20 protein-coding genes are annotated in these 19,874 nt (G+C 71.9%); 11 read left to right on the top strand and 9 right to left on the bottom strand.

Going from position 1 to position 19,874, the window contains the following annotated elements; all coding sequences use genetic code 11:
* Positions 1-2: 2 nt before the first annotated feature.
* The 3 genes from J2X60_RS10060 (at position 3) to J2X60_RS10050 (ending at position 1,633) form a co-directional block, all read left to right on the top strand.
* The gene (locus J2X60_RS10060; protein WP_309887281.1) at positions 3-443 is read left to right on the top strand and encodes a VOC family protein; all 441 of its coding nucleotides are present in this window, start codon (positions 3-5) and stop codon (positions 441-443) included.
* A 69-nt stretch (positions 444-512) separates the two neighbouring features.
* Complete coding sequence (locus tag J2X60_RS10055) at positions 513-725, top strand: PLDc N-terminal domain-containing protein (protein ID WP_309777693.1); 213 nt, start codon at positions 513-515, stop codon at positions 723-725.
* 89 nt (positions 726-814) lie between these two features.
* Positions 815-1,633, top strand: coding sequence for an SDR family oxidoreductase (locus tag J2X60_RS10050; protein ID WP_309887280.1), 819 nt, complete (start codon positions 815-817; stop codon positions 1,631-1,633).
* A 12-nt stretch (positions 1,634-1,645) separates the two neighbouring features.
* Here the strand turns inward: J2X60_RS10050 and J2X60_RS10045 are convergent, their stop codons facing one another.
* Positions 1,646-2,488: a helix-turn-helix transcriptional regulator gene (locus J2X60_RS10045; protein ID WP_309887279.1), complete on the bottom strand. Its 843-nt coding sequence runs from the start codon at positions 2,486-2,488 to the stop codon at positions 1,646-1,648.
* 127 nt (positions 2,489-2,615) lie between these two features.
* Between J2X60_RS10045 and J2X60_RS10040 the strand changes: the two genes are divergently transcribed.
* On the top strand, positions 2,616-3,548 hold the full coding sequence (locus J2X60_RS10040) for an SDR family oxidoreductase (RefSeq protein WP_309887278.1): 933 nt from the start codon (positions 2,616-2,618) through the stop codon (positions 3,546-3,548).
* Here the strand turns inward: J2X60_RS10040 and J2X60_RS10035 are convergent.
* Complete coding sequence (locus tag J2X60_RS10035) at positions 3,541-4,194, bottom strand: DUF1345 domain-containing protein (protein WP_070417431.1); 654 nt, start codon at positions 4,192-4,194, stop codon at positions 3,541-3,543. The genes J2X60_RS10040 and J2X60_RS10035 overlap by 8 nt on opposite strands.
* Before the next feature lie 84 nt (positions 4,195-4,278).
* Positions 4,279-5,361 carry a VanZ family protein gene (locus J2X60_RS10030; protein WP_309887277.1) on the bottom strand — a complete coding sequence of 361 codons (1,083 nt, stop codon included), beginning with the start codon at positions 5,359-5,361 and terminating at the stop codon, positions 4,279-4,281.
* A 136-nt stretch (positions 5,362-5,497) separates the two neighbouring features.
* Here J2X60_RS10030 and J2X60_RS10025 point away from each other — a divergent pair, with 136 nt between their 5' ends.
* A complete protein-coding gene (locus J2X60_RS10025) occupies positions 5,498-5,944 on the top strand; it encodes a hypothetical protein (protein ID WP_309887276.1) in 447 nt (148 codons plus the stop codon).
* A gap of 64 nt (positions 5,945-6,008) precedes the next feature.
* Here the strand turns inward: J2X60_RS10025 and J2X60_RS10020 are convergent, their stop codons facing one another.
* From J2X60_RS10020 to J2X60_RS10005, 4 genes are read right to left on the bottom strand one after another with little or no spacing between them, the layout of a single operon-like run.
* Positions 6,009-7,346: an NAD(P)/FAD-dependent oxidoreductase gene (locus J2X60_RS10020; protein WP_309887275.1), complete on the bottom strand. Its 1,338-nt coding sequence runs from the start codon at positions 7,344-7,346 to the stop codon at positions 6,009-6,011.
* Positions 7,346-8,710 (bottom strand): FAD-binding oxidoreductase, encoded by a 1,365-nt coding sequence (locus J2X60_RS10015; protein ID WP_309887274.1) that lies wholly within the window; start codon positions 8,708-8,710, stop codon positions 7,346-7,348. Before J2X60_RS10015 ends, J2X60_RS10020 begins: the two co-directional genes overlap by 1 nt.
* Before the next feature lie 2 nt (positions 8,711-8,712).
* Entirely contained in the window at positions 8,713-10,146 is a 1,434-nt protein-coding gene (locus tag J2X60_RS10010; protein ID WP_070417427.1) for an aspartate aminotransferase family protein, read from the bottom strand.
* The gene (locus tag J2X60_RS10005; RefSeq protein WP_070417426.1) at positions 10,143-10,625 is read right to left on the bottom strand and encodes an Lrp/AsnC family transcriptional regulator; all 483 of its coding nucleotides are present in this window, start codon (positions 10,623-10,625) and stop codon (positions 10,143-10,145) included. Before J2X60_RS10005 ends, J2X60_RS10010 begins: the two co-directional genes overlap by 4 nt.
* Positions 10,626-10,738: 113 nt before the next feature.
* Here J2X60_RS10005 and J2X60_RS10000 point away from each other — a divergent pair, with 113 nt between their 5' ends.
* From J2X60_RS10000 to J2X60_RS09975, 6 genes are read left to right on the top strand one after another with little or no spacing between them, the layout of a single operon-like run.
* Complete coding sequence (locus J2X60_RS10000) at positions 10,739-12,181, top strand: aminobutyraldehyde dehydrogenase (protein ID WP_309887273.1); 1,443 nt, start codon at positions 10,739-10,741, stop codon at positions 12,179-12,181.
* 42 nt (positions 12,182-12,223) lie between these two features.
* Positions 12,224-13,411 (top strand): ABC transporter ATP-binding protein, encoded by a 1,188-nt coding sequence (locus J2X60_RS09995; protein ID WP_309887272.1) that lies wholly within the window; start codon positions 12,224-12,226, stop codon positions 13,409-13,411.
* Positions 13,408-14,619 (top strand): spermidine/putrescine ABC transporter substrate-binding protein, encoded by a 1,212-nt coding sequence (locus J2X60_RS09990; protein ID WP_309887271.1) that lies wholly within the window; start codon positions 13,408-13,410, stop codon positions 14,617-14,619. Before J2X60_RS09995 ends, J2X60_RS09990 begins: the two co-directional genes overlap by 4 nt.
* On the top strand, positions 14,616-15,548 hold the full coding sequence (locus J2X60_RS09985) for an ABC transporter permease (RefSeq protein ID WP_309887270.1): 933 nt from the start codon (positions 14,616-14,618) through the stop codon (positions 15,546-15,548). The genes J2X60_RS09990 and J2X60_RS09985 overlap by 4 nt, the downstream gene beginning before the upstream one ends.
* Positions 15,545-16,420, top strand: coding sequence for an ABC transporter permease (locus J2X60_RS09980; protein WP_309887269.1), 876 nt, complete (start codon positions 15,545-15,547; stop codon positions 16,418-16,420). Before J2X60_RS09985 ends, J2X60_RS09980 begins: the two co-directional genes overlap by 4 nt.
* A 22-nt stretch (positions 16,421-16,442) precedes the next feature.
* Entirely contained in the window at positions 16,443-16,811 is a 369-nt protein-coding gene (locus J2X60_RS09975; RefSeq protein ID WP_309777714.1) for a hypothetical protein, read from the top strand.
* Between the two features lie 69 nt (positions 16,812-16,880).
* On the opposite strand, the gene J2X60_RS09970 is transcribed toward J2X60_RS09975, so the two are convergent.
* Both J2X60_RS09970 and J2X60_RS09965 read right to left on the bottom strand, forming a co-directional pair.
* Positions 16,881-18,470, bottom strand: a complete 1,590-nt coding sequence (locus J2X60_RS09970; protein ID WP_309887268.1) for a GMC family oxidoreductase — start codon at positions 18,468-18,470, stop codon at positions 16,881-16,883.
* Positions 18,467-19,816 (bottom strand): alpha/beta fold hydrolase, encoded by a 1,350-nt coding sequence (locus J2X60_RS09965; protein ID WP_309887267.1) that lies wholly within the window; start codon positions 19,814-19,816, stop codon positions 18,467-18,469. The genes J2X60_RS09970 and J2X60_RS09965 overlap by 4 nt, the downstream gene beginning before the upstream one ends.
* Positions 19,817-19,874: the final 58 nt, after the last annotated feature.

Genomic DNA, 19,874 nt, shown 5'->3' with positions numbered 1-19,874 from the left:
GCATGAGCGAACCCATCGTCACGCCGCTCGGCTTCTCGCACGTCCGGTTGACGGTCACCGACATCCGACACAGCAAGGCCTTCTACGAGCAGTTGTTCGGGATGCCACCGGGGAGCGACTTCAGCCACCAGATCGACGACCCGACGATCCACGACGACCCGTGGCGGACCTACGGCGGGTGCTCCTTCACGTTCGGCGGGCAGACGCTGGGCCTGCGGCCGGTCGCGCCGGCGGGGGACCGGTTCGACCCGGACCGCGTCGGCCTCGACCACGTGTCGTTCCGAGTGGCATCGGTCGACGAGCTGCACGCCGCGGTGGGCCGGCTCGACGCGGCGGGGATCGAGCACGGCGAGGTGACCGACCTGCCGCCGTTCGGGCTCGTGATCCTGTCCGTGCAGGACCCGGACGACGTCAACCTGGAATTCGCGGCGCCCCGACCCTGACGGTCGTTCGGCGGGTGTGTCACGCAAGAGGGGCTGTCCGCGCCGTCGCCGTCCTGGGAGCATCACGGCATGCTCGACAACCTGATGGGGACCGGAGCCTCCCTCTCCCTCGTCGCCCTGCTCGTCGCACTGGTGTGCCTGTGGGTGGCTGCGGTCCGGTCCATCCTCCGTGACCCGTACCTGTCCGACGAGGGCAAGGTCGGGTGGATGATCGCGGTGTTCGTCGCACCGTTCCTCGGCGTGATCGCCTGGTACGCGACGCGGAGCTGGACCCGGTCCTGACTGTCCGGTCGGCGCGCGCGTCCCCCGGGCGTCGAGGTGACACCCGTGCCCCGGGCGTTGGCTGATCCGGTCAGACAACAGGAGGACACATGAGCAAGACCTGGTTCATCACCGGCGCGTCCAAGGGCTTCGGCCGCGAGTGGACGGAAGCGGCACTCGAGCGCGGGGACTCCGTCGCCGGGACCGCCCGCAACCCCGACGACGTGCACGACCTCGTCGACCAGTACCCGGACACGTTCCTCGCGCTGCAGCTCGACGTCACCGACCGTGCGGCCGACATCGCCGCGGTCCAGCGTGCCGCCGAGCACTTCGGCTCCCTCGACGTCGTCGTCAACAACGCCGGCTACGGCCACTTCGGCATGGTCGAGGAGCTCACCGAGGACGAGGTGCGCGCGCAGCTCGAGACGAACCTGTTCGGTGCGCTCTGGGTCACCCAGGCGGCGCTGCCGATCATGCGCGAGCAGGGGTCCGGACACATCGTCCAGGTGTCGAGCATCGGCGGGATCAGTGCGTTCCCGACGGTCGGGGCGTACCACGCGTCGAAGTGGGCGCTCGAGGGGATCTCGCAGTCGCTGGCCCAGGAGGTCGCGGGCTTCGGCATCCACGTCACCCTCGTCGAGCCCGGTGGGTTCTCGACGGACTGGTCCGGTCCGTCCTCGAAGCACAGCGAGGAGATCGCCGCGTACGCCGACGTGCGCGAGGCAGCGTCCAGGCGCCCGTCCGCTGCCGACCCGGGCAAGCCGGAGGCCACCCGGTCGGCGATCCTCAAGGTCGTCGACGCGGACGAGCCGCCGCTGCGGGTGTTCTTCGGGAAGGCGCCGCTCGGCATCGCGGAGCGTGACTACGAATCGCGGTTGGCGACCTGGCGCGAGTGGCAGCCGGTGGCCGAGGAGGCACACGGCGCCTGACGACCTGCGAGGTCAGGCGCGACCGACCGCCGAGCCGACCACGGCGAGCAGCCGGAGTCGCTCGGCGGTCTCGCTGCCCGGTTCGGCGGTGTACACGAGCAGGTTCTGCGAGCTGTCCGGGTCCTGCAGCACCTGGCACTGCAGGGTGAGCAGCCCGACCTCGGGGTGGCGGTAGGTCTTCACGTCACGCGGACGGATGCCGACCTCGTGGCGCGCCCAGACCTCGCGGAACTCCTCGCTCGTCGCGAGGAGCCGTTCGGCCAGGTGTGCGGCCCGGGAGTCGGGACCGCGGCGAGCGATGACGGTGCGGAGACCCGAGGCGTACATCCGGGACAGGAAGGGGTGGTCCTCGACCGGGTGGACGTCCCGGGACGCCGGGTCGGCGAACCACCGGTACCCGATGCTCCGGTCGTCGCCCCGTCGGCCGCTGGCGTCACCGGTGAGTTCGGCGGCGAGGGGCGTCTGCCGCAGCGTCTCGCCCAGCTCGGTGACGATCTCGGCCGGGCTGTCGGCGAGCCGGTCGAAGATGCGCATCATGCCGGGGCTGACGTGGTCGCCGCCGGACGCCGCGGTCGGGGGCTCGTGTCCGGCGAGGCGGAAGAGGTGGTCGCGCTCCGCGATCGTGAGGCGCAGACCCTGCGCGATCGACGCGAGCATCTGGTCGGACGGCTGCGGTCCGCGCTCCCGTTCCAGCCGCGCGTAGTAGTCGACGGACATGTTGCTCAGCAGCGCCGCCTCCTCGCGCCGCAGCCCGCTCGTGCGACGGCGCTGGCCCCGGGGAAGGCCGACGTCCTCGGGCTGCAGGGCCGTCCGACGGCTGCGGAGGAAGTCCGCGAGGGACGCTCGGTCGATCATGCGCCCATCCTCTCCCGGGGCGTCGACCGCAGCCACGGATCGTCAGGCCGTGGTTGCGCGTGCACGACGCAGCGACGATCGTCTCGGGTGCCGGATCGGGTGCTCACCACGACGGAAGAGGCAGACCATGGCACGGAACGAACGACTCACCCTCCCGGACCTCGGCGGACGCCGGGTCCTGGTGACCGGAGCGAGCGACGGCATCGGACTGGAGATCGCCGCGCGCTTCGCCGGCGCCGGGGCGGAGGTGGTCGTGCCGGTGCGCAACCGCGACAAGGGAGCGGCGACCGTCGCCCGGATCACCGCGCAGCACCCGGGAGCCTCCGTGCTGCTCGAGGACCTGGACCTGTCCTCGCTGGAGTCCGTGTCGACGCTCGGGGAGCGGATGCGGTCCGAGGGCATGCCGATCGATGTGTTCGTGGGGAACGCCGGCGTGATGAACCCGCCGGAGCGGCAGACGACCCGGGACGGCTTCGAGCTGCAATTCGGCACGAACCACCTCGGGCACGTCGCACTCGTCGCGGCCCTGCTCCCCCTGCTCCGTGCCGCGAACGGTCGGGTCGTGATGCAGTCGAGCGTGGCGGCGCAGCGTGCCTCGATCCGGTGGGACGACCTGCAGTCCGAGCGGGACTACGACGTCGCGCGGGCGTACGGGCAGTCGAAGCTCGCGTGCGCGCTCTTCGCCCTCGAGCTCGGTCGGAGGAGCCGGGCCGGTGGGTGGGGGATCACGAGTGCGGTCAGCCACCCCGGCGTCGCACCCACGAGCCTGCTCGCCGCACGCCCGGAGATCGGACGCTCGGGCGACACCGTGGCCGTCCGGCTGATCCGCTGGCTGTCGGCGCGCGGGCTCCTCGTCGGGACACCGGCCTCGGCGGCGGAGCCGGCCCTGCTCGCGGCGACCGACGCGGACCTCGACGGCGGTTTCGTCGGTCCGACCGGACCCGGGCAGCTCGGCGGACCGGCCGGCCGTCGGAAGCCGTGGGCACCGTTGCTCCGTGACGAGGACGCCGCTCGGCTCTGGGACGTGTCGGAGTCGCTCGTCGGGAGTTCGGTCAGCTGATGATGTTCACCGCGCGCGAGATCACGAGCGCCAGCAGGATGAACCCGCCGATCGACTGGTAGGCCATGATCATCTTCGCCCGGATGGTCATCGGCATCGTGTCGGTCGGGCTGAACGCCATCATGTTCGTCAGCGCGACGTAGAGGTAGTCGAGGTACACCGGCCGCCAGGCCGCCGTCTTCGGGTCGGTCTCCTGCGGGAACTGGAAGTCGGCGCGGTCGGTCACCCACAGCCCCGGCTGCCGTCGGGCGACGGGGCCGCCCCGGTCGAGCTCCCAGTACACGAGCCCGAACGCGATGATGCTGCTCACCCAGACCTGCAGGGCGGTCAGGAGCACCGCGCCGCCGTCGGGGTGCCCGTGCAGCAGCTCGTCGATCGTGCGGACGACGGTCAACTGGTTCGCGACCGTCAGCAGGACCGCGAGGCCCGTGGACAGCCACCGCGACCAGGTGGTCTCACGGGTCAGCCGCCGGGGGTTGAACACGATGAGTGGGGTGAGGAGCAGCACCCCGAGGAGCGGGACCACCCAGGACGGGAAGAACAGGACCTCGTCGGGCAGGAACAGGCTCAGCGCGAGGTTCACCAGCACGGCGACGGCGACCGGCCCGCGGTGCTCGTGCCGGGGTGTGGTCCGCGTCGTCGTCACGGCTCCGAGTGTGGCACTCGAACACCGTTCCGGGCCCGTGCGACCCGTGAGCGTCCGGTCAGTACGACACCCGTCGGGACCCGCTCAGCCGACGCGCGCCGGTACGCGGTCGTCCTCGACCTCCGCCCGGATCACCGCGAGCGCGAACCCGCGCCGGCCGCGGGTCGCCCACACCGCGATGACCGACGTCACCGCGAGCACGAACGCGAGGAACGCGGAGAACGGGACGTCCAGGGCGAGCAGTGCCGCCCACCCGCCGGAGCCGAGCGCCCAGCGCACCACGCGCCTCCCGGTCCCCGGTGTCGGCACCGGACGGAGCCGGACGACGTGCTCACCGAGGGTCCGGCCCGTCGCGAGCACGACCACGAGCTGTGCGAACGGGGCGACCAGTGCACCGGCGGTGATGAGCGTGCCGAGCACCGGGTCCTGGTCGTCCCGCCCAGCGATCGCCCACACCAGGGCGGTCCCGACGCTCAGCGTGCCGGACAGGAGCCAGATCGCCAGCACGTCGGCGAGCAGGCCGGAGAACCGTCGTGCCGCGGTGACCGGGCGCGGGGCGTCCGCGTCGGTGGTCCGCCCGGACCCCGCGAGCAGCCCCACGAGCGGGGCGAGGAACGTGCCGACCGCGGCGCCGGTCGTGTTCGCGAGCAGGTCGTCGACGTCGAAGAGACGGTACGAGCACGGGTAGAGGAACCAGTCGCCGGTGAGCTGCGTCGTCTCGATGAGCAGGGACACCACGAACCCGGCGCCGAGCCCGACGAGCAGGCCGGCGAACACGCGCCTCCGGGCGACCGCGTGCCGGGCGAGTGCACCGAGGGGCACGAAGAGCAGCACGTTGAACAGGACCTGCGCGGACGCCGGGTTGGACAACAGCGACCGGGGTCCGGAGATCCCGCCCTCCTTCGCGACGTCCCCGAGGAACGCGAACGGCGTCAGCTGCGGCGAGGCCGCGTTCCGGCACATCGTCGCGACGTCGTCGGGCAGGGGCAGCAGCGTGTAGGTGACGAGCGCGAGGGCGTAGACGAGCGTGCCGAACGCGACGAGCGAGCGTCGGAAGCCGAGCTGCCCGTGACGGCGGTACTCCCACGCCGTCCACGGCACGAGCGCCCCGACGGCGAGGACGACCCCGACGACGAACGCGATCACGCCTGGCAGCACGGTTCCCATGCGGTCGACGGTACTGACCGCGCGGGCGGACGGAGCCGATGTCAACCGCTCGGAGGACCCGGGATCGATCCGATGTCGCACGGGGTCGCGTCGCCCGGGGGACGATCCGCGGGCGGTCGGTGCGCAGGCTGGTGGCATGTCCGAACGCAACCGTCCCACCGTCCGTCTCCTCGCCGCCGCCGTGGTCGCCGGCTCCGTCGCGGTGCTCGCGACCGGGTGCAGCTTCGTCCAGCAGCAGACGGGCGATGCCTGGTCCGTGACCTACGAGGTCCGCGTCGACCAGCCGAGCGGGGCCGCCCTCGCCGACGTGCGGGTCGAGGGCGCCGAGCGGCGCGGCGAAGCACCCGCGGTGCACCGGCTCGACGCGCAGGAGACCGGGTCCTCGGACGGCGACGGGTCGCGCTGGGAGCACGACGCGATCGTCCTCGCCGAGCAGCGGGCGTCGGTGCGGGCGACGCCGGGCGCCGGTGCCACGGCGACGTGCCGGATCCTGCTCGACGGGAAGCGCGAGATCGCGAGCGAGACGTCGGCGCGGCCCGGCGACGCGGTGCGGTGCTCGGCGGACACCCCCGCCTTCGACTGACGGAGCGTCACGCCCGACCGGGCGGCGGGTGCCGGCCGGATGCGGCCGACTCCGGCCCCGCCCGTCAGCCGGGCAGCGGCCCCGCCAACGACCCGGCCGACACCTCGTGCCCGAGCAGCCGCCCCGCCGCCCGCAGCCCGGAGAGCAGCGCCCCGTGCACCGTCGCGGGGTCCTCGCCCCACGTGGCCTCACCGGCGAGCTGCACCCGCCCCGACGGGGTGCCGAGCAGGTCGTGGTCGTCCGGTGACGCCCCCACGTGCAGGTACGAGTACGACCCGCGCGCGAAGGGGTCCGCCGCCCACCGGGTGATCCGCACGCCTTCCAGCTCCGGGACCGAGGGCCCGAACATCCGACGCAGCGCCTCGACCGCCTCGTCGACGACCAGGGCATCGGGCAGCGACTCGATCCGGCGCGCGCCGGCACCGCCGACGAGCGCCGCGAGCACCGGTTCGCCGGTCACCCGGGACATGTCGTACCAGGAGTGCCAGTCGACCCCGGCCGGACCCTGCTGCCGCACCACCCAGTCGTCACCCCAGAACCGCTCGGCGAACCGCAGGAACACCTTGTCGTAGACGCCCATCCCGAGTCGGCCCATCGCGTCGAGCACCGCGGGCTCGAGCGGTGGCTCGAACGTGATCGCGCCGGCCTGCAGCACGCCGATGGGCGCCGTGACGACGACCTCCGCAGCGGACACGGTCGTCCCGTCGGCGAGCCCGACGACCACGCCCGAGGACGACGAGCGCACGGCGGCGACGACGGCGGACAGGCGCACGTCGAGCCCGGCCGCCAGGGCGTGCGCGTACTGGGCGTAGCCGCCGGGGAACACCACCTCGTCGCCGGCGACGTGCTCCTCGTCGAGCCCGTGCGCGTCGAGCACGGTGACCGGGGCGCCGCAGAGGTCCTCGGAGCGGTGCGCCGTGTACTCGCGGATCCGTGCGGCCCGGTCGCCCTGCCACTGCAGGGACCGCAGCGCGGTGTCGACGGCGGACGCGTAGGTCGCCGGCGGCGGGGCGTCGGCGACCACCGCGGCGAGTGCCGCGTCGACGGTGTGCAGGTCCGCGACGAACGACGCGGCCTCGGGCGCGGTCAACCGCCGTCCGGACGGGGCGTGCCAGCCGATCGGCCGCCCGTCGAACTGGAAGCTGCCGACGGTGAACTCGACGGTCTCGATCCCGAACGCGGACGCCAGCGACCAGAGCGGGTTGCCCTCGATGCCGTGGATCCACGAGGCGCCGAGGTCGACCGGCACCCCGATCTCGTCGTCGGTCCAGGTGCGGCCACCGATGCGGTCGCGGGCCTCGAGCACGACGACGCGCTGCCCGCCCTGCACGAGCGCTCGAGCAGCGGCGAGCCCGGCGACCCCGGCCCCCACGACGACGACGTCGGCATCGCGTGCAGCCATCAGTGTCCTCCGGTCAGCGGTGCCATCAGGCGGGCGGCGAGGCTCGGCCGCCCGGTCAGTGCTTCCTCGCGGTCGGCCAGGTCGGTGGCCACGAGCCCGGCGTTCGCCCCGAGGAACCGCAGCGGCTCCGGCTCCCAGTCCGGCGACCGGTGGTTCACCCACGGCAGCGCGGTCAGCGGCGAGGACACACCCCGCACGAGGTCGGCGAGCGTCCGTCCGGCGAGGTTCGTCGTGGACAGGCCGTCGCCGACGTAGCCGCCGGCGGTCCCGACGTGGCCGTCCCACGTGACCGAGGCGCACCAGTCACGGGGCACCCCGAGGGGTCCGCCCCACGTGTGCGTGACCGGTGCGTCGGCGACGGCGGGGAACAGCTCGACCAGGGACCGCCGAAGGTGCTCGAACACGCGTGGTACCCGGTCGTAGCCGGGGGTGATCGCTGACCCCCAGTGGTAGCGGGCTCCGCGTCCGCCGAACGCCAGTCGGTCGTCCGCCGTGCGCTGCCCGTACACGAGCAGGTGCCGGTAGTCCGAGAAGGTCTGGCCGTGCTCCAGGCCGATGCGGTCCCACACCGCGGCCGGCAGGGGAGCGGTCGCGATCATGAGCGAGTACAGCGGCAGGATGCGCCGCTTCGTCTGCTCGAGCTGCGCGCCGTAGCCCTCGACCGCGATGACCACGGCACCGGCCGTGACGGTCCCGCGCGACGTGACCACGTGCCCTGGACCCCACGAGACGGCGGGCGTGTGCTCCGCGATCCGGACGCCCCGCGCCTCCAGGGCCGCCGCCAGGCCGCGCACCAGCGCTGCGGGCTGGACCCGCGCGCAGTCCGGCGTCCACGCGACACCGGCCGATCCGGCGGCATCGCCGGGGCGTGCGTCGCGGTACGTCATGTCGTCGCCCCACGCGGCCGAGGCGGCGACCTCGTCGCGGGCCGCGCGTTCCTGCACGGCGGAGCGCGCGTAGAGGACGGTGCCGCCCTTGACGTAGTCGCAGTCGACTCCGGCCTCGGACGCTGCGCGCCCGACCTCGTCGACGGTGTCGCGCATCGCCCGACGCAGGGCGAGGGCCGCGTCTCGGCCGTGCTCGCGGGCGATCGCCTCGGCGGACCGCGGGAACAGTGCGGAGCACCAGCCGCCGTTGCGTCCGGACGCGCCGAAGCCCGCGATCTCGCGTTCCACGACGACGACCTGGAGGCGCGGGTCGGCCTGGTGCAGGTACCACGCGGTCCAGAGACCCGTCAGTCCACCGCCGACGATGCAGACGTCCGCGGTGGTGTCGCCGTCGAGCGGCGGCCGGGGCGTCAGGTCGTCGCGGCCACTCGTGACGAGCGCGTCGAGCCAGAACGAGACGCCCCGGTAGCCGGTCACGGTCAGATCTTCGTCCAGGCCTCGGACAGGACGCTCCGCAGGATCGAGGTCATCTCGCGGAACTCCGGCTGCCCGATGGTGAGCGGCGGTGCGAGCTGCACGACGGGGTCGCCGCGGTCGTCGGCACGGCAGTACAGCCCGGCGTCGAACAGCGCCTTCGACAGGAACCCGCGGAGCAGGCGCTCCGACTCGGCGTCGTCGAAGGTCGTCTTGGTGGCCTTGTCCTTCACGAGCTCGATGCCGTAGAAGTACCCGTCACCACGGACGTCCCCGACGATGGGCAGGTCGCGCAGCGTGTCGAGCTCGGCCTTGAAGAGCGGGGCGTTCTGCTGGACGTTCTGCAGGAGCCCCTCTTCCTCGAAGATGTCGAGGTTCTCCATCGCGACGGCGGCGGAGACGGGGTGCCCGCCGAACGTGTACCCGTGGTAGAAGGTCGTGTCGCCCGTGGAGAACGGCTCGAAGAGCTTGTCGCTGATGATCGTCGCGCCGATGGGGGAGTAGCCCGAGGTCATCGCCTTCGCGCACGTGATCATGTCCGGTACGAAGCCGTAGGTGTCGCACGCGAACATCGTGCCGATCCGACCGAACGCGCAGATCACCTCGTCGGAGACCAGCAGCACGTCGTACTCGTCGCAGATCTCGCGGACCCGCTGGAAGTACCCGGGCGGCGGGGTGAAGCAGCCGCCGGAGTTCTGCACCGGCTCGAGGAAGACCGCGGCGACGGTGTCCGGTCCCTCGAACTCGATCATCTCGCGGATGCGCTCGGCCGCCCAGAAGCCGAACTCCTCCTCGCTCTCGCCGGCGAAGCCCATCTCGGCGGCGCGGTAGTAGTTCGTGTTCGGCACGCGGAAGCCACCCGGCGCGAGCGGCTCGAACATCTGCTTCATCGCCGGGATGCCCGTGATCGCGAGTGCTCCCTGCGGGGTGCCGTGGTACGCGACCGCGCGGGAGATCACCTTGTGCTTCATCGGCTTGCCGCGGAGCTTCCAGTAGTACTTCGCGAGCTTGAACGCGGTCTCGACGGCCTCGCCGCCACCGGTCGAGAAGAACACCTTGTTGAGGTCGCCGGGGGCGTGGTCGGCCAACCGGTCCGCGAGCTCGATCGCCGCGGGGTGCGCGTACGACCAGATCGGGAAGAACGACAGCGTCTCGGCCTGCTTGGCGGCCATCTCGGCCAGGCGCTTCCGGCCGTGGCCCGCGGCGACGACGAACAGGCCGGAGAGCCCGTCGATGTACTCCTTGCCGTGGCTGTCGTAGACGTGGTGCCCCTCGCCGCGCACCATGATCGGCACGTCGGCACCGGCCTGGTTCGCACCGTGCCGGGCGAAGTGCATCCACAGGTGGTCGCGCGACTTCTGCTGCAGCGCGGCGTCGTCCACCGGTGCGAACGGGTCGTACGAGCCGAGACGGGTGGTGGGTCGTTCGGAGATGGTCATCGCGTTCCCCAGTCGTAGAGCTGTTTGCGGAGTTGCAGGTAGACGAAGGTCTCGGTGCCGGCGACGCCCGGGATCGCCCGGATGGTGCCGTTCAGGAGTTCGATCAGGTCGTCGTCGTCCTCGCAGACGACCTCGACCATGAGGTCGAAGCTCCCGGCGGTCATGACGAGGTAGTCGACCGCCGGGAGCCGTTCGAGTTCGTCGGCGACGGTTCGGGTGTCGCCGCTGACCCGGATGCCGATCATCGCCTGGCGGTGGAACCCGAGTTGCAGGGGGTCCGTCACCGCGACGATCTGCATGACGCCGGTCTCGGTCAGCTTCTGGACGCGCTGCCGGACCGCCGCTTCGCTGAGACCGACCGCCTTGCCGATCTCGCCGTACGGACGGCGCCCGTCCGCCTGGAGTTGTTCGATGATCCGCTTCGAGGTGTCGTCGATCGGTCCCGGACGTCGTGGTGCTGCCGCCATGCCGGACAGCATTGCAGCGCCATCGCCCAGAAAGCAAGGGAATCCGTTGTGAACACCGTGTTTCACGACGATTTCCGTTGTTACAAGTCTTCCGAACCGGCTTTTTCCGTGCCAGTATCGCCGCCATGCGGGAGACCACGAAGACGAGCGAGGTCCGGAACTTCATCGGGGGCGCGTCCGTCGAGGTCCGTGCCGACGCGGCCTTCGACCTGATCGACCCGACCGACGAGCACGTCTACGGCACGTCGCCGGTGTCCAGTGCCGCCGACGTCGACGCGGCCTTCCGTGCGGCGAGCACCGCGTTCGGGACGTGGGGCCGCACCACACCCGCGGAACGACAGCTCGCGCTCTTCCGGATCGCCGACGCGATGGAGCAGCGGGCGGAGGAGTTCGCCGACCTCGAGTCGCTCGACACCGGGAAGCCCCGCGCCACCCTCGTCGAGGACGAGATCCTGCTCTCCGTCGACCAGATCCGCTTCTTCGCCGGCGCCGCCCGGAACCTCGAGGGGCGGAGCGCCGGCGAGTACATGACCGACCACACGTCGTTCGTCCGGCGCGAGCCGATCGGTGTCGTCGCCCAGGTCACCCCGTGGAACTACCCGCTCAACATGGCGGTGTGGAAGGCCGCGCCGGCGCTCGCCGCGGGGAACACGACCGTGCTGAAGCCGAGCGACACCACCCCGCTGTCGACCCTGCTGCTGGCCGAGGTCGCCGCGGAGTTCCTGCCGCCCGGCGTCCTCAACGTCGTCGTGGGGGACCGGACGACCGGTGCCGCGATGATCGACCACCCCACGCCGCAGCTCGTGTCGATCACCGGCTCCGTCCGCGCCGGCATCGAGGTCGCCCGCGCCGCCGCCGGTGACCTCAAGCGCACGCACCTCGAACTCGGCGGCAAGGCCCCGGTGATCGTGTTCGACGACGCCGACGTCCCCGCCGCCGTGGCCGGCATCGTCGCCGCCGGCTTCTTCAACGCCGGGCAGGACTGCACCGCCGCCACCCGCCTGCTCGTGCAGGACGGCATCCACGACGAGTTCGTGGCGGCGCTCGCCGAGGCGGCGCGGACCGACGCGCTGACCGGCCCGGACGCACCGACCCCGTACTTCGGCCCGGTGAACAACGCGGCCCAGCTCGCCCAGGTCCGGTCGTTCATCGACACCCTCCCCGACCACGCGTCGATCGAGCTCGGCGGACACCGTCTGGGCGACCGCGGCTTCCACCACGAGGCGACGATCGTCTCCGGGCTCCGGCAGGACGACCGCGCCGTGCAACAGGAGATCTTCGGCCCGGTGCAGACCGTCCAGCGTTTCTCGACCGAGCAGCAGGCCCTCGCGTGGGCGAACGGCGTCGAGTACGGCCTGGCGAGCTCGGTGTGGACGACGGACCACGCGCGGGCGATGCGCTTCGCCCGCGACCTCGACTTCGGGTGCGTGTGGATCAACACCCACATCCCGATCGTCGCCGAGATGCCGCACGGCGGCTTCAAGCACTCCGGCTACGGCAAGGACCTGTCCCAGTACGGGTTCGACGACTACACCCGCATCAAGCACGTCATGTCCTACATCGGCTGAGCCCGAACCCGAACCCGAGCAGCACGAGCAGCAGGAGGCACCATGGCAATGACCGGCACCTTCGCCGAATCGGGAGCCGATCTCCGGCTCGACCGGATCACCAAGTCCTTCCCCGGCCACACCGCGGTCGACGCCCTCGACCTCACCGTCCCGGCCGGCTCGTTCTTCGCGCTGCTCGGGCCGTCCGGCTGCGGCAAGACGACGACGCTCCGGCTCGTCGCCGGCCTCGAGGAGCCCACGAGCGGCACGATCACGATCGGCGGACGGGACGTCACCGACACGAAGCCGTACCAGCGGCCGGTCAACACGGTGTTCCAGAACTACGCGCTGTTCCCGCACATGAGCGTGCTCGAGAACGTGGCGTTCGGGTTGAAGCGCCGGCGCATCCCGGACCCGATGACGAAAGCGACCGAGGCGTTGCGGCTCGTCGAGCTCGAGGGTTCGGCGTCGAAGCGTCCGGCGCAGCTGTCCGGCGGCATGCAGCAGCGCGTCGCCCTCGCCCGCGCGATCGTGAACCGCCCGGCCCTGCTCCTGCTCGACGAGCCCCTCGGCGCCCTCGACCTCAAGCTGCGGCACCAGATGCAGCTCGAGCTGAAGACGATCCAGGCCGAGGTCGGTCTCACCTTCCTGCACGTCACGCACGACCAGGAGGAGGCGATGACGATGGCCGACACGGTCGCCGTCATGAACGGCGGCCGCATCGAGCAGATGGGCAGCCCGCAGGACCTGTACGAGCTGCCCCGCACGGCGTTCGTCGCGAACTTCCTCGGGCAGTCGAACCTGCTCGAGGGCGAGGTCCGCGGCACCGACGGCGGCCTCCTCGTCGTCGCGACCGCGGCCGGCACGATCGCCGTCCCGACCGACCGGGCCGTCGCGACGACCGGACGCGTGGTGGTCGGCGTCCGTCCCGAGAAGCTCAAGATCCGCACCGCCGAGCCGGCACCCGAGGCCGGTCGCAACATCCTCGGCCCCGGCCGTGTGGTCGACGTGTCGTTCTCCGGCGTCAGCACCCAGTACCTCGTGGACGTGCCGGGCGCGGGCCGCGTCTCCGTCTTCGCGCAGAACTCCAAGGGCGGACCGCGCATCGCCACCGGTACCGAGGTCTGGCTCACGTGGGGCGTCGACCACGGTTTCGGCCTGGAGGCGCACCCCGCGTCCGACGTGACCGTCACCGCCGGAGCCGACCCGCGCCTCCAGTCCGCACCCGCCACCGCGGGGGTCGTCGCGTGAGTCCGCGGCCGGACCTGGTGCGCGGACTGACGTCCGCACGCGTCAGCCGTCGCGGGTTCCTCGCGGGCGGCGGGGCCGCCGCGGTCGCCGCCCTGCTCGCCGGCTGCAGCATCAAGGGGTCGGCGGCGTCGCTCGCCGAACACCCGGTGGACTGGGAGCGGTTCTGGAAGGACCAGCAGGCGACGAAGCAGCTCAACTTCGCGAACTGGCCGCTCTACATCGACTCCGACCACGGGAAGTCCGAGTCCATCCAGCTGTTCGAGCGGGCCACCGGGATCTCGGTCGACTACCAGGCCGTGATCCAGGACAACGCGACGTTCTACGCGACGGTGTCGCCGATCCTCCGCGCGCAGGGGGCCACCGGCTACGACCTCGTCGTGATGACGAACGGCTTCGAGCTGACGCAGATGATCAAGAACGGGTTCGTGTGCGAGCTCGACCACTCGCGGCTGCCGAACTTCGCGGCGAACGCGGGCGACTCCGTGAAGGACCCGACCTACGACCCCGGGAACAAGCACTCGGTCGTGTGGCAGACCGGGTTCACCGGGATCGCCTACAACCCGAAGTACGTCGACCGCGAGATCACGTCGTTCCAGGACCTGCTCGACCCGGCGTTCAAGGGCCGCGTGGGACTGATGAGCGACAACACCGAGCTCGGGTCCCTCGGGCTGCTCGCGAACGGGATCGCCCCGGAGACCTCGACCCCCGCGGACTGGCGGACGGCCCAGGACTGGCTGCGGAAGCTGCGTCCGAGCGTCACCGGGTTCTACGACCAGAGCTACATCAACAAGCTCGAGAACGGCGACACCTGGATCACGCAGGCGTGGTCCGGCGACGTGTTCCAGGCGCAGCAGTCCGGGTTCGAGCACTTGAAGTTCGTCACGCCCGAGGAAGGCCAGATGATGTGGCACGACAACCTCATGATCCCCCGGCAGGCGGCGAACCCGGTGTCGGCCCTGGAGTGGATGGACTTCTACTACACGCCGAAGATCGCCGGCATCGTCGAGGACTACGTCAACTACGTCTGCCCGGTGCCCGCCGCGGAGGACTACGTCCGTGACGAGCTGGACGACCCCACCGTGGCGGACAGCCCGCTGGTGTTCCCCTCGGCCGAGGTGCTCGAGAAGTCGCACGAGTTCCGGGTGTTCGAGAACTACGACGAGTACTCGGAGTGGAACGGCATCTTCAACGCGGTGGTGCAGTCGTGAGCGCCGTCGGGACGGCCGGGACCGCCGGTCTCGGGGCCGGACCGGGACCCGCGCCCGTGCGGCACGGTCGTCGCCTGCGGGTGCCGTTCCTGCTCGCCGTCGTCGGCACCGCGTACCTGGCCGTGTTCTTCGTCATCCCGCTCGTGTCGGGACTCATCGTCTCGCTCATGTCGGGCAACCCGGACGACGGCTACACGTTCACGTGGAACTGGGGGATCTACGGCTCGCTGTTCATCGACCCGCAGGTGCCGTACCTGACGTTCCTCGGCCGGTCGCTCTGGTACGGCGCGGCCGCGACCGTCGTGACGATCATCGTCGGGTACCCGGTGGCGTACTTCATCGCCTTCCGGGTGTCGCCACGGTGGAAGAACCCGCTCCTCATGCTCGTGTTCGTGAGCTTCCTCGTGTCGTTCGTCATCCGCACCGACATGTGGGCGTTCGTGCTCGCCTCACAGGGGCCGGTCGTCACGGCGCTGCAGGCGATCGGCCTGGCCGGCAAGGACTTCCACGTCCTCGGGACCGGTGGCGCGGTGATCTTCGGCGACGCCTACAACGACCTGGCGTTCATGGTGCTGCCGATCTACGCCGCGCTCGAACGCATCGACCCCCGACTCGGCGAGGCGGCGAACGACCTCTACGCCGGCAAGGTCCGGGCGTTCTGGCACACCACGCTGCCGCTGTCCCGCTCGGGCATCTTCGCCGGTGTCCTGCTCGTCTTCATCGACAGCGTGGGCGACCCGGTGAACTCGGCGCTCCTGGGCGGCACGAACACGTACACGATCGGGCAGGCGATCCAGGACGCCTACTCCGGCAACCAGCAGTACAACGTCGCCGCGGCGCTCTCGACCGTGCTCATGGTCGTGCTCGGCATCATCCTGTTCATCTACGCCCGCGTCTCCGGCACCGACGACCTCGAGGACCTCGTATGACCGCCGTCGCACCGCCCCGCGCCACCGCTCCCGCCGCACCCGCCGCCGGGACGGCCGCGCGCCGACCCGGTCGGCACGGGGTGAACCGCCGCGGGCCGTGGCTCGCGATCGTCTACTGGGTCACCATCGCGATCACCCTCGTGCCGATCGTCTACATGATCGTGTACTCGTTCAACGACGCCCCGACGAACCGGCTGTCGTTCGCGTGGAACGGGTTCACGACCTACTGGTACGCGAACCTCGTGAACGTCTCCGGCCTCGGACAGGCGTTCGTCACCTCGGTCGTCATCGCGTTCCTCGCCGCGATCATCTCGGTCGCGATCGGCCTGCCGCTGGCCCTGGCGCTCGAGCGCTACCGGTTCCCCGGGCGCGGTGCCGTGAACGCCGTGGTCTTCGCGGACATCGCGGCGCCGTCGATCGTCGTCGGGTCCGCGTCGCTGTCGTTCTTCCTGTCGGTCGGGCTCGGCACCGGGTTCCTGACGATCCTGCTCACGCACGTGGCGTTCGACGTCGCCTACGTCGTCGTGGTCCTCCGGGCGCGGATCGCGGGGACGTCACGGGCGCTCGAGGAGGCCGCGGGGGACCTCGGGGCGACGCCGCTGCAGGCGTTCCGGCTCGTGACCCTGCCGTTGCTCGCGCCGGGCATGCTGGCCGCGGGGTTGCTCGCGCTGGCGATGTCGATCGACGACTACGTGATCACCTCGTTCGTCGCCGGGCCCTCGGTCACGTTCCCGCTGTTCGTGTACGGCGCCGCCAAGGCCGGGATGCCGCCGCAGGTGCTGTGCTTCGGCACGCTCGTGTTCGCGGTGGGGCTGCTCGTGGCGCTGCTGAACGGGGCGCTGAACCGGCGGTTGGCGCGTACCCGCGGTTGACCCGGACTCGTAGGCTCGGCGGATGGACGTCATCGAGGTCGACGAGCGCGACAGCACGTGGGAGGACCCGCGCCCGCGCTTCCGCGTGTACGTCCAACGCCCCGACGGCGACGTGTTCGCGACGGAGACGACCGACCTGCTCGAGGCCGACGTCCTGCAGGTCGTCGACTGGGCCCAGCGCCGCGCCGCCGAGCACGAGGGCGCGCTCTGGTCGATCGCACTCGTCTCCGACGACCGGCGCGGGTTGCGCGGGCTCACCTGGCTCGTGGGTTCGGACGCGAACGACCCTCCGGAGGACGACCTCGACGTCGACCGCCGTGCGCGCATGCGTGCGCGGCGGGCAGATCCGGTCGTGGTGCCGGTCGAGGACCGGGCACCCGCCGACTCCTGACCGCCACCGATGACGGACGGGAGGCGCGGTGCGAGCCCGCACCGCGCCTCCCGTCCCTCGGCTCGCGCGTCAGGCGACGGCGGTCGCGGCCTGCTCGCGGTCGGCCGATGCGTCGTCGCGGAGCAGCCGGTCGGCGGTGCGGAGCGACAGCGCCATGATCGTCAGCGCCGGGTTCGCGATGAGGGAGCTCGGGAACACCGAGTTGTCCACGACCCACAGGTTCGGCACGTCCCACGACCGGCCGGCGGCGTCCACGACCGAGTTCCCCGCGTCGGTGCCCATCCGCGCCGTGCCGACGGTGTGCGCCGTGCGGTCGAGGACCCGGACGTCCGTGCCGCCCGCTGCCTCGACGATCGCGGTCATCGTGCGCACCGCGTGGCGGGTGATCGCTTCCTCGTTCGACCCGGGCGAGAACGTGACGCGGGCCTTCGGCACCCCGTTCGCGTCGACCTCGTCGGCGAGCACGAGCCGGTTGTCGTCGTACGGCAGGCACTCGGCGTTGATGCCGACGCCGGCCATGCGCGGGTAGTCCTGCAGCGCCCGGACGAGCGCGGCACCGCGGAGCCCACCGCCCCGCACGAGCGAGGTGGCGAGCGTCAGCGGCTGCACGCCGAGGCTCTGGATGAGGTAGCCGCCCGCGAAGTCCGCGTCGGCGGGGCGGACGAAGTCCTCGGTGATGATCGACGACGGGTACCCGCGGTAGGACCGCATCGACTCGTCGAAGGTCGCCCAGACCTGGGTGGCCCCGTGCGCGGTGAAGTTCCGGCCGACCTGGCCGCTGCTGTTCGCGATCCCGGTGTGCAGCAGCAGGCGCGGAGTCTCGATGCCACCCGCGGCGAGGACGAGCGTGCGGCAGCGCTGCCGGTGGTCGCGGCCGTCCTGGCGGTAGACGACGGCCTCGACCCGGCCCCTGGCGTCGAGCTCGATGCCGTGCACGAACGCCTCGGCGCGGATCTCCGCACCGAACGCGACGGCGGCGGGCAGGTAGGTGGTGTCCATCGACACCTTCGCCCCGTTCCGGCAGCCCTGGTGGCAGGAACCGCAGGACACGCAGGCCTGGCGGAGCCCGTGGTGTTCCTGGTGCCGGTCCTCGGTGGTGAGGCCGACGGGGGCGTCCGTGGCGGTGATGCCCACGGCGGCGGCACCCCGGATCATCATGTCCGACGAGGCGTTCCGCGGCGGCGGGCCCATGCGGTAGCGGCGCTCCGGGTCCCACGGGTAGTGCGCGGGTCCGGCGACGCCGACGTCGTGCTCGGCCTGCTCGATCCAGCGGGTGAGCTCGGCGTGGTCGATCGGCCAGTCCTCGCCCTGCCCGGAGTCGGTGCGGAGCCGGATGTCGTGCTGGTTCGGCCGCGGCGTGAACGCGCCCCAGTGCAGGGTCGAGCCGCCGACGCCGGTGCCGCTGTTGTTCGGGCCGAAGGCGGTCGGGGCGCTGCCGCCGCTGATCCGCTCGTCCATCCAGTTGATGTCCCCGGGGGCCTCGACCTCGTCGGGCGTGTACTGCTCGGGGTCGGTGTTCGGGCCCGCTTCGAGCGCGACGACGCTGAGGCCGCGGCGGGCGAGGGTCGCGAGCAGCGGTGCGCCGCCCGCGCCGGTCCCGACGACGACGACGTCGACGACCTCGTCCTCGCTGTGGTGGCGCTGGTGGTCGAGTCTCATCGTCCGGCTCCCGTCGGTTCCCATGCTTCGCGCTCGCCGGCTCCGAGGAGCAGGAAGCCCTGTTTGCGCAGCCCGTCGCCGCCGTTGGCGAAGCCGTCGTAGTCGATCGCGGCCATCGTCGCCGGGTGCGCCATCCACTGCTTGGCGAGGTCGACGCTGGCGTCCTCGAGCCACGCTCGCAGCTGCGAACCGTCGAGCGGACCCGTCGTCGGTGTGTACTCGCCCGCGGTGACCGCGTCGAGCACCCCGACGAGGTGCTCGTCGCCCTGCGCGGCCTCGCTGCGGAGTGCGTCGAGTCCGGCACGGTAGGCCTCGACGTCGGCGGGCAGGCCGTCCGGTCGCCAGCCGTCGCCGAGTTCGTCGGCCAGCTGGTCGTCGACGCGGAGCGCGAGGTCGAGGTGGCGGTCGCCCGGCTGCGGGACGACGGCGCGGGCCACGGCGCGCAACGTGTCGAGCTGCTCGCGGGTGAGGGCGCGCGGTTCGCGGTCCGGGGCGTCCGGGAGTGCTCGGACGGCGAGGATGCCGCGGGTCCGTGTGCTCACGCGGGGGGAGGCGATGACGCGGGCGGTCTCGGCGGGGACGAGCGGACCGTGGTCGACCCGACGGTGCCAGAAGTCGCGGATGCGGTCGGCGACCGCGTCGGGCTGCTCCCACGGCAGCAGGTGCGCGGCGTCCGGCACCGCGTCGAACTCGCCCGCGGTCCAGTGCGGCAGGTTCAGCGTCCGCTGGGCCTCGGGACCGAGGTCGCCGTCCTCGGCACCGGCCAGCACCAGGGCGGGGACCGGGTTCGGCGGGAAGACGGTCGACCAGTCCTCGCGGCTGCCGCGGACGAGCCAGTCGGTCCAGGCCTGCGGGACGGCGCGCTCGACGTCGTGCACGGCGATCGCGTGCGGCTCCGGGTCGAGGCGGGACGCGGTGTTGGCGTCGACGAACGCATCGGCCTCGTCGGGGCCGATCTCGCCGTCCGACGCCCAGTCGAGCATGGTCTGCCGGCGCTCCTCGTCCATCGGCTCCGGGGAGAGCGGCGACGCGGCGAGCAGCACCACGGCGCGCAGGCCGAACAGGCCGTTGCTGCCGTCCACGGTGCGCGAGGCGACGACGGACGCCACCTTCCCGCCCATCGAGTGTCCGATCAGCGCCCAGTCGGTCACGCCGCTCCGGCCGATCGCACGCTCGACGAGCACGACCATCTCCTCGACGGTGGTGCCGGTCGCGGCCGTGCTGGTGCCGAACCCGGGCAGGTCGATGCCGACCAGGTCGAGCGTTCCGGCGAGGCGGGACCGCAGCCCGACGAACTCCTCGGAACTCGATCCGAGGGCGTGCAGGCAGAACACGGTGGTGGGCATCCTTCGTTCCTACGTGCCGCGGCGCCGGCGCTCCCAGCGGGGTGTACCCCGTGCGGCA

It is taken from the genome of Curtobacterium sp. 320 (assembly GCF_031455235.1).
Lineage (GTDB): Bacteria > Actinomycetota > Actinomycetes > Actinomycetales > Microbacteriaceae > Curtobacterium.
Note: the sequence above shows the minus strand (reverse complement) of the source record. Positions and strands in the feature narration are given on the sequence as shown.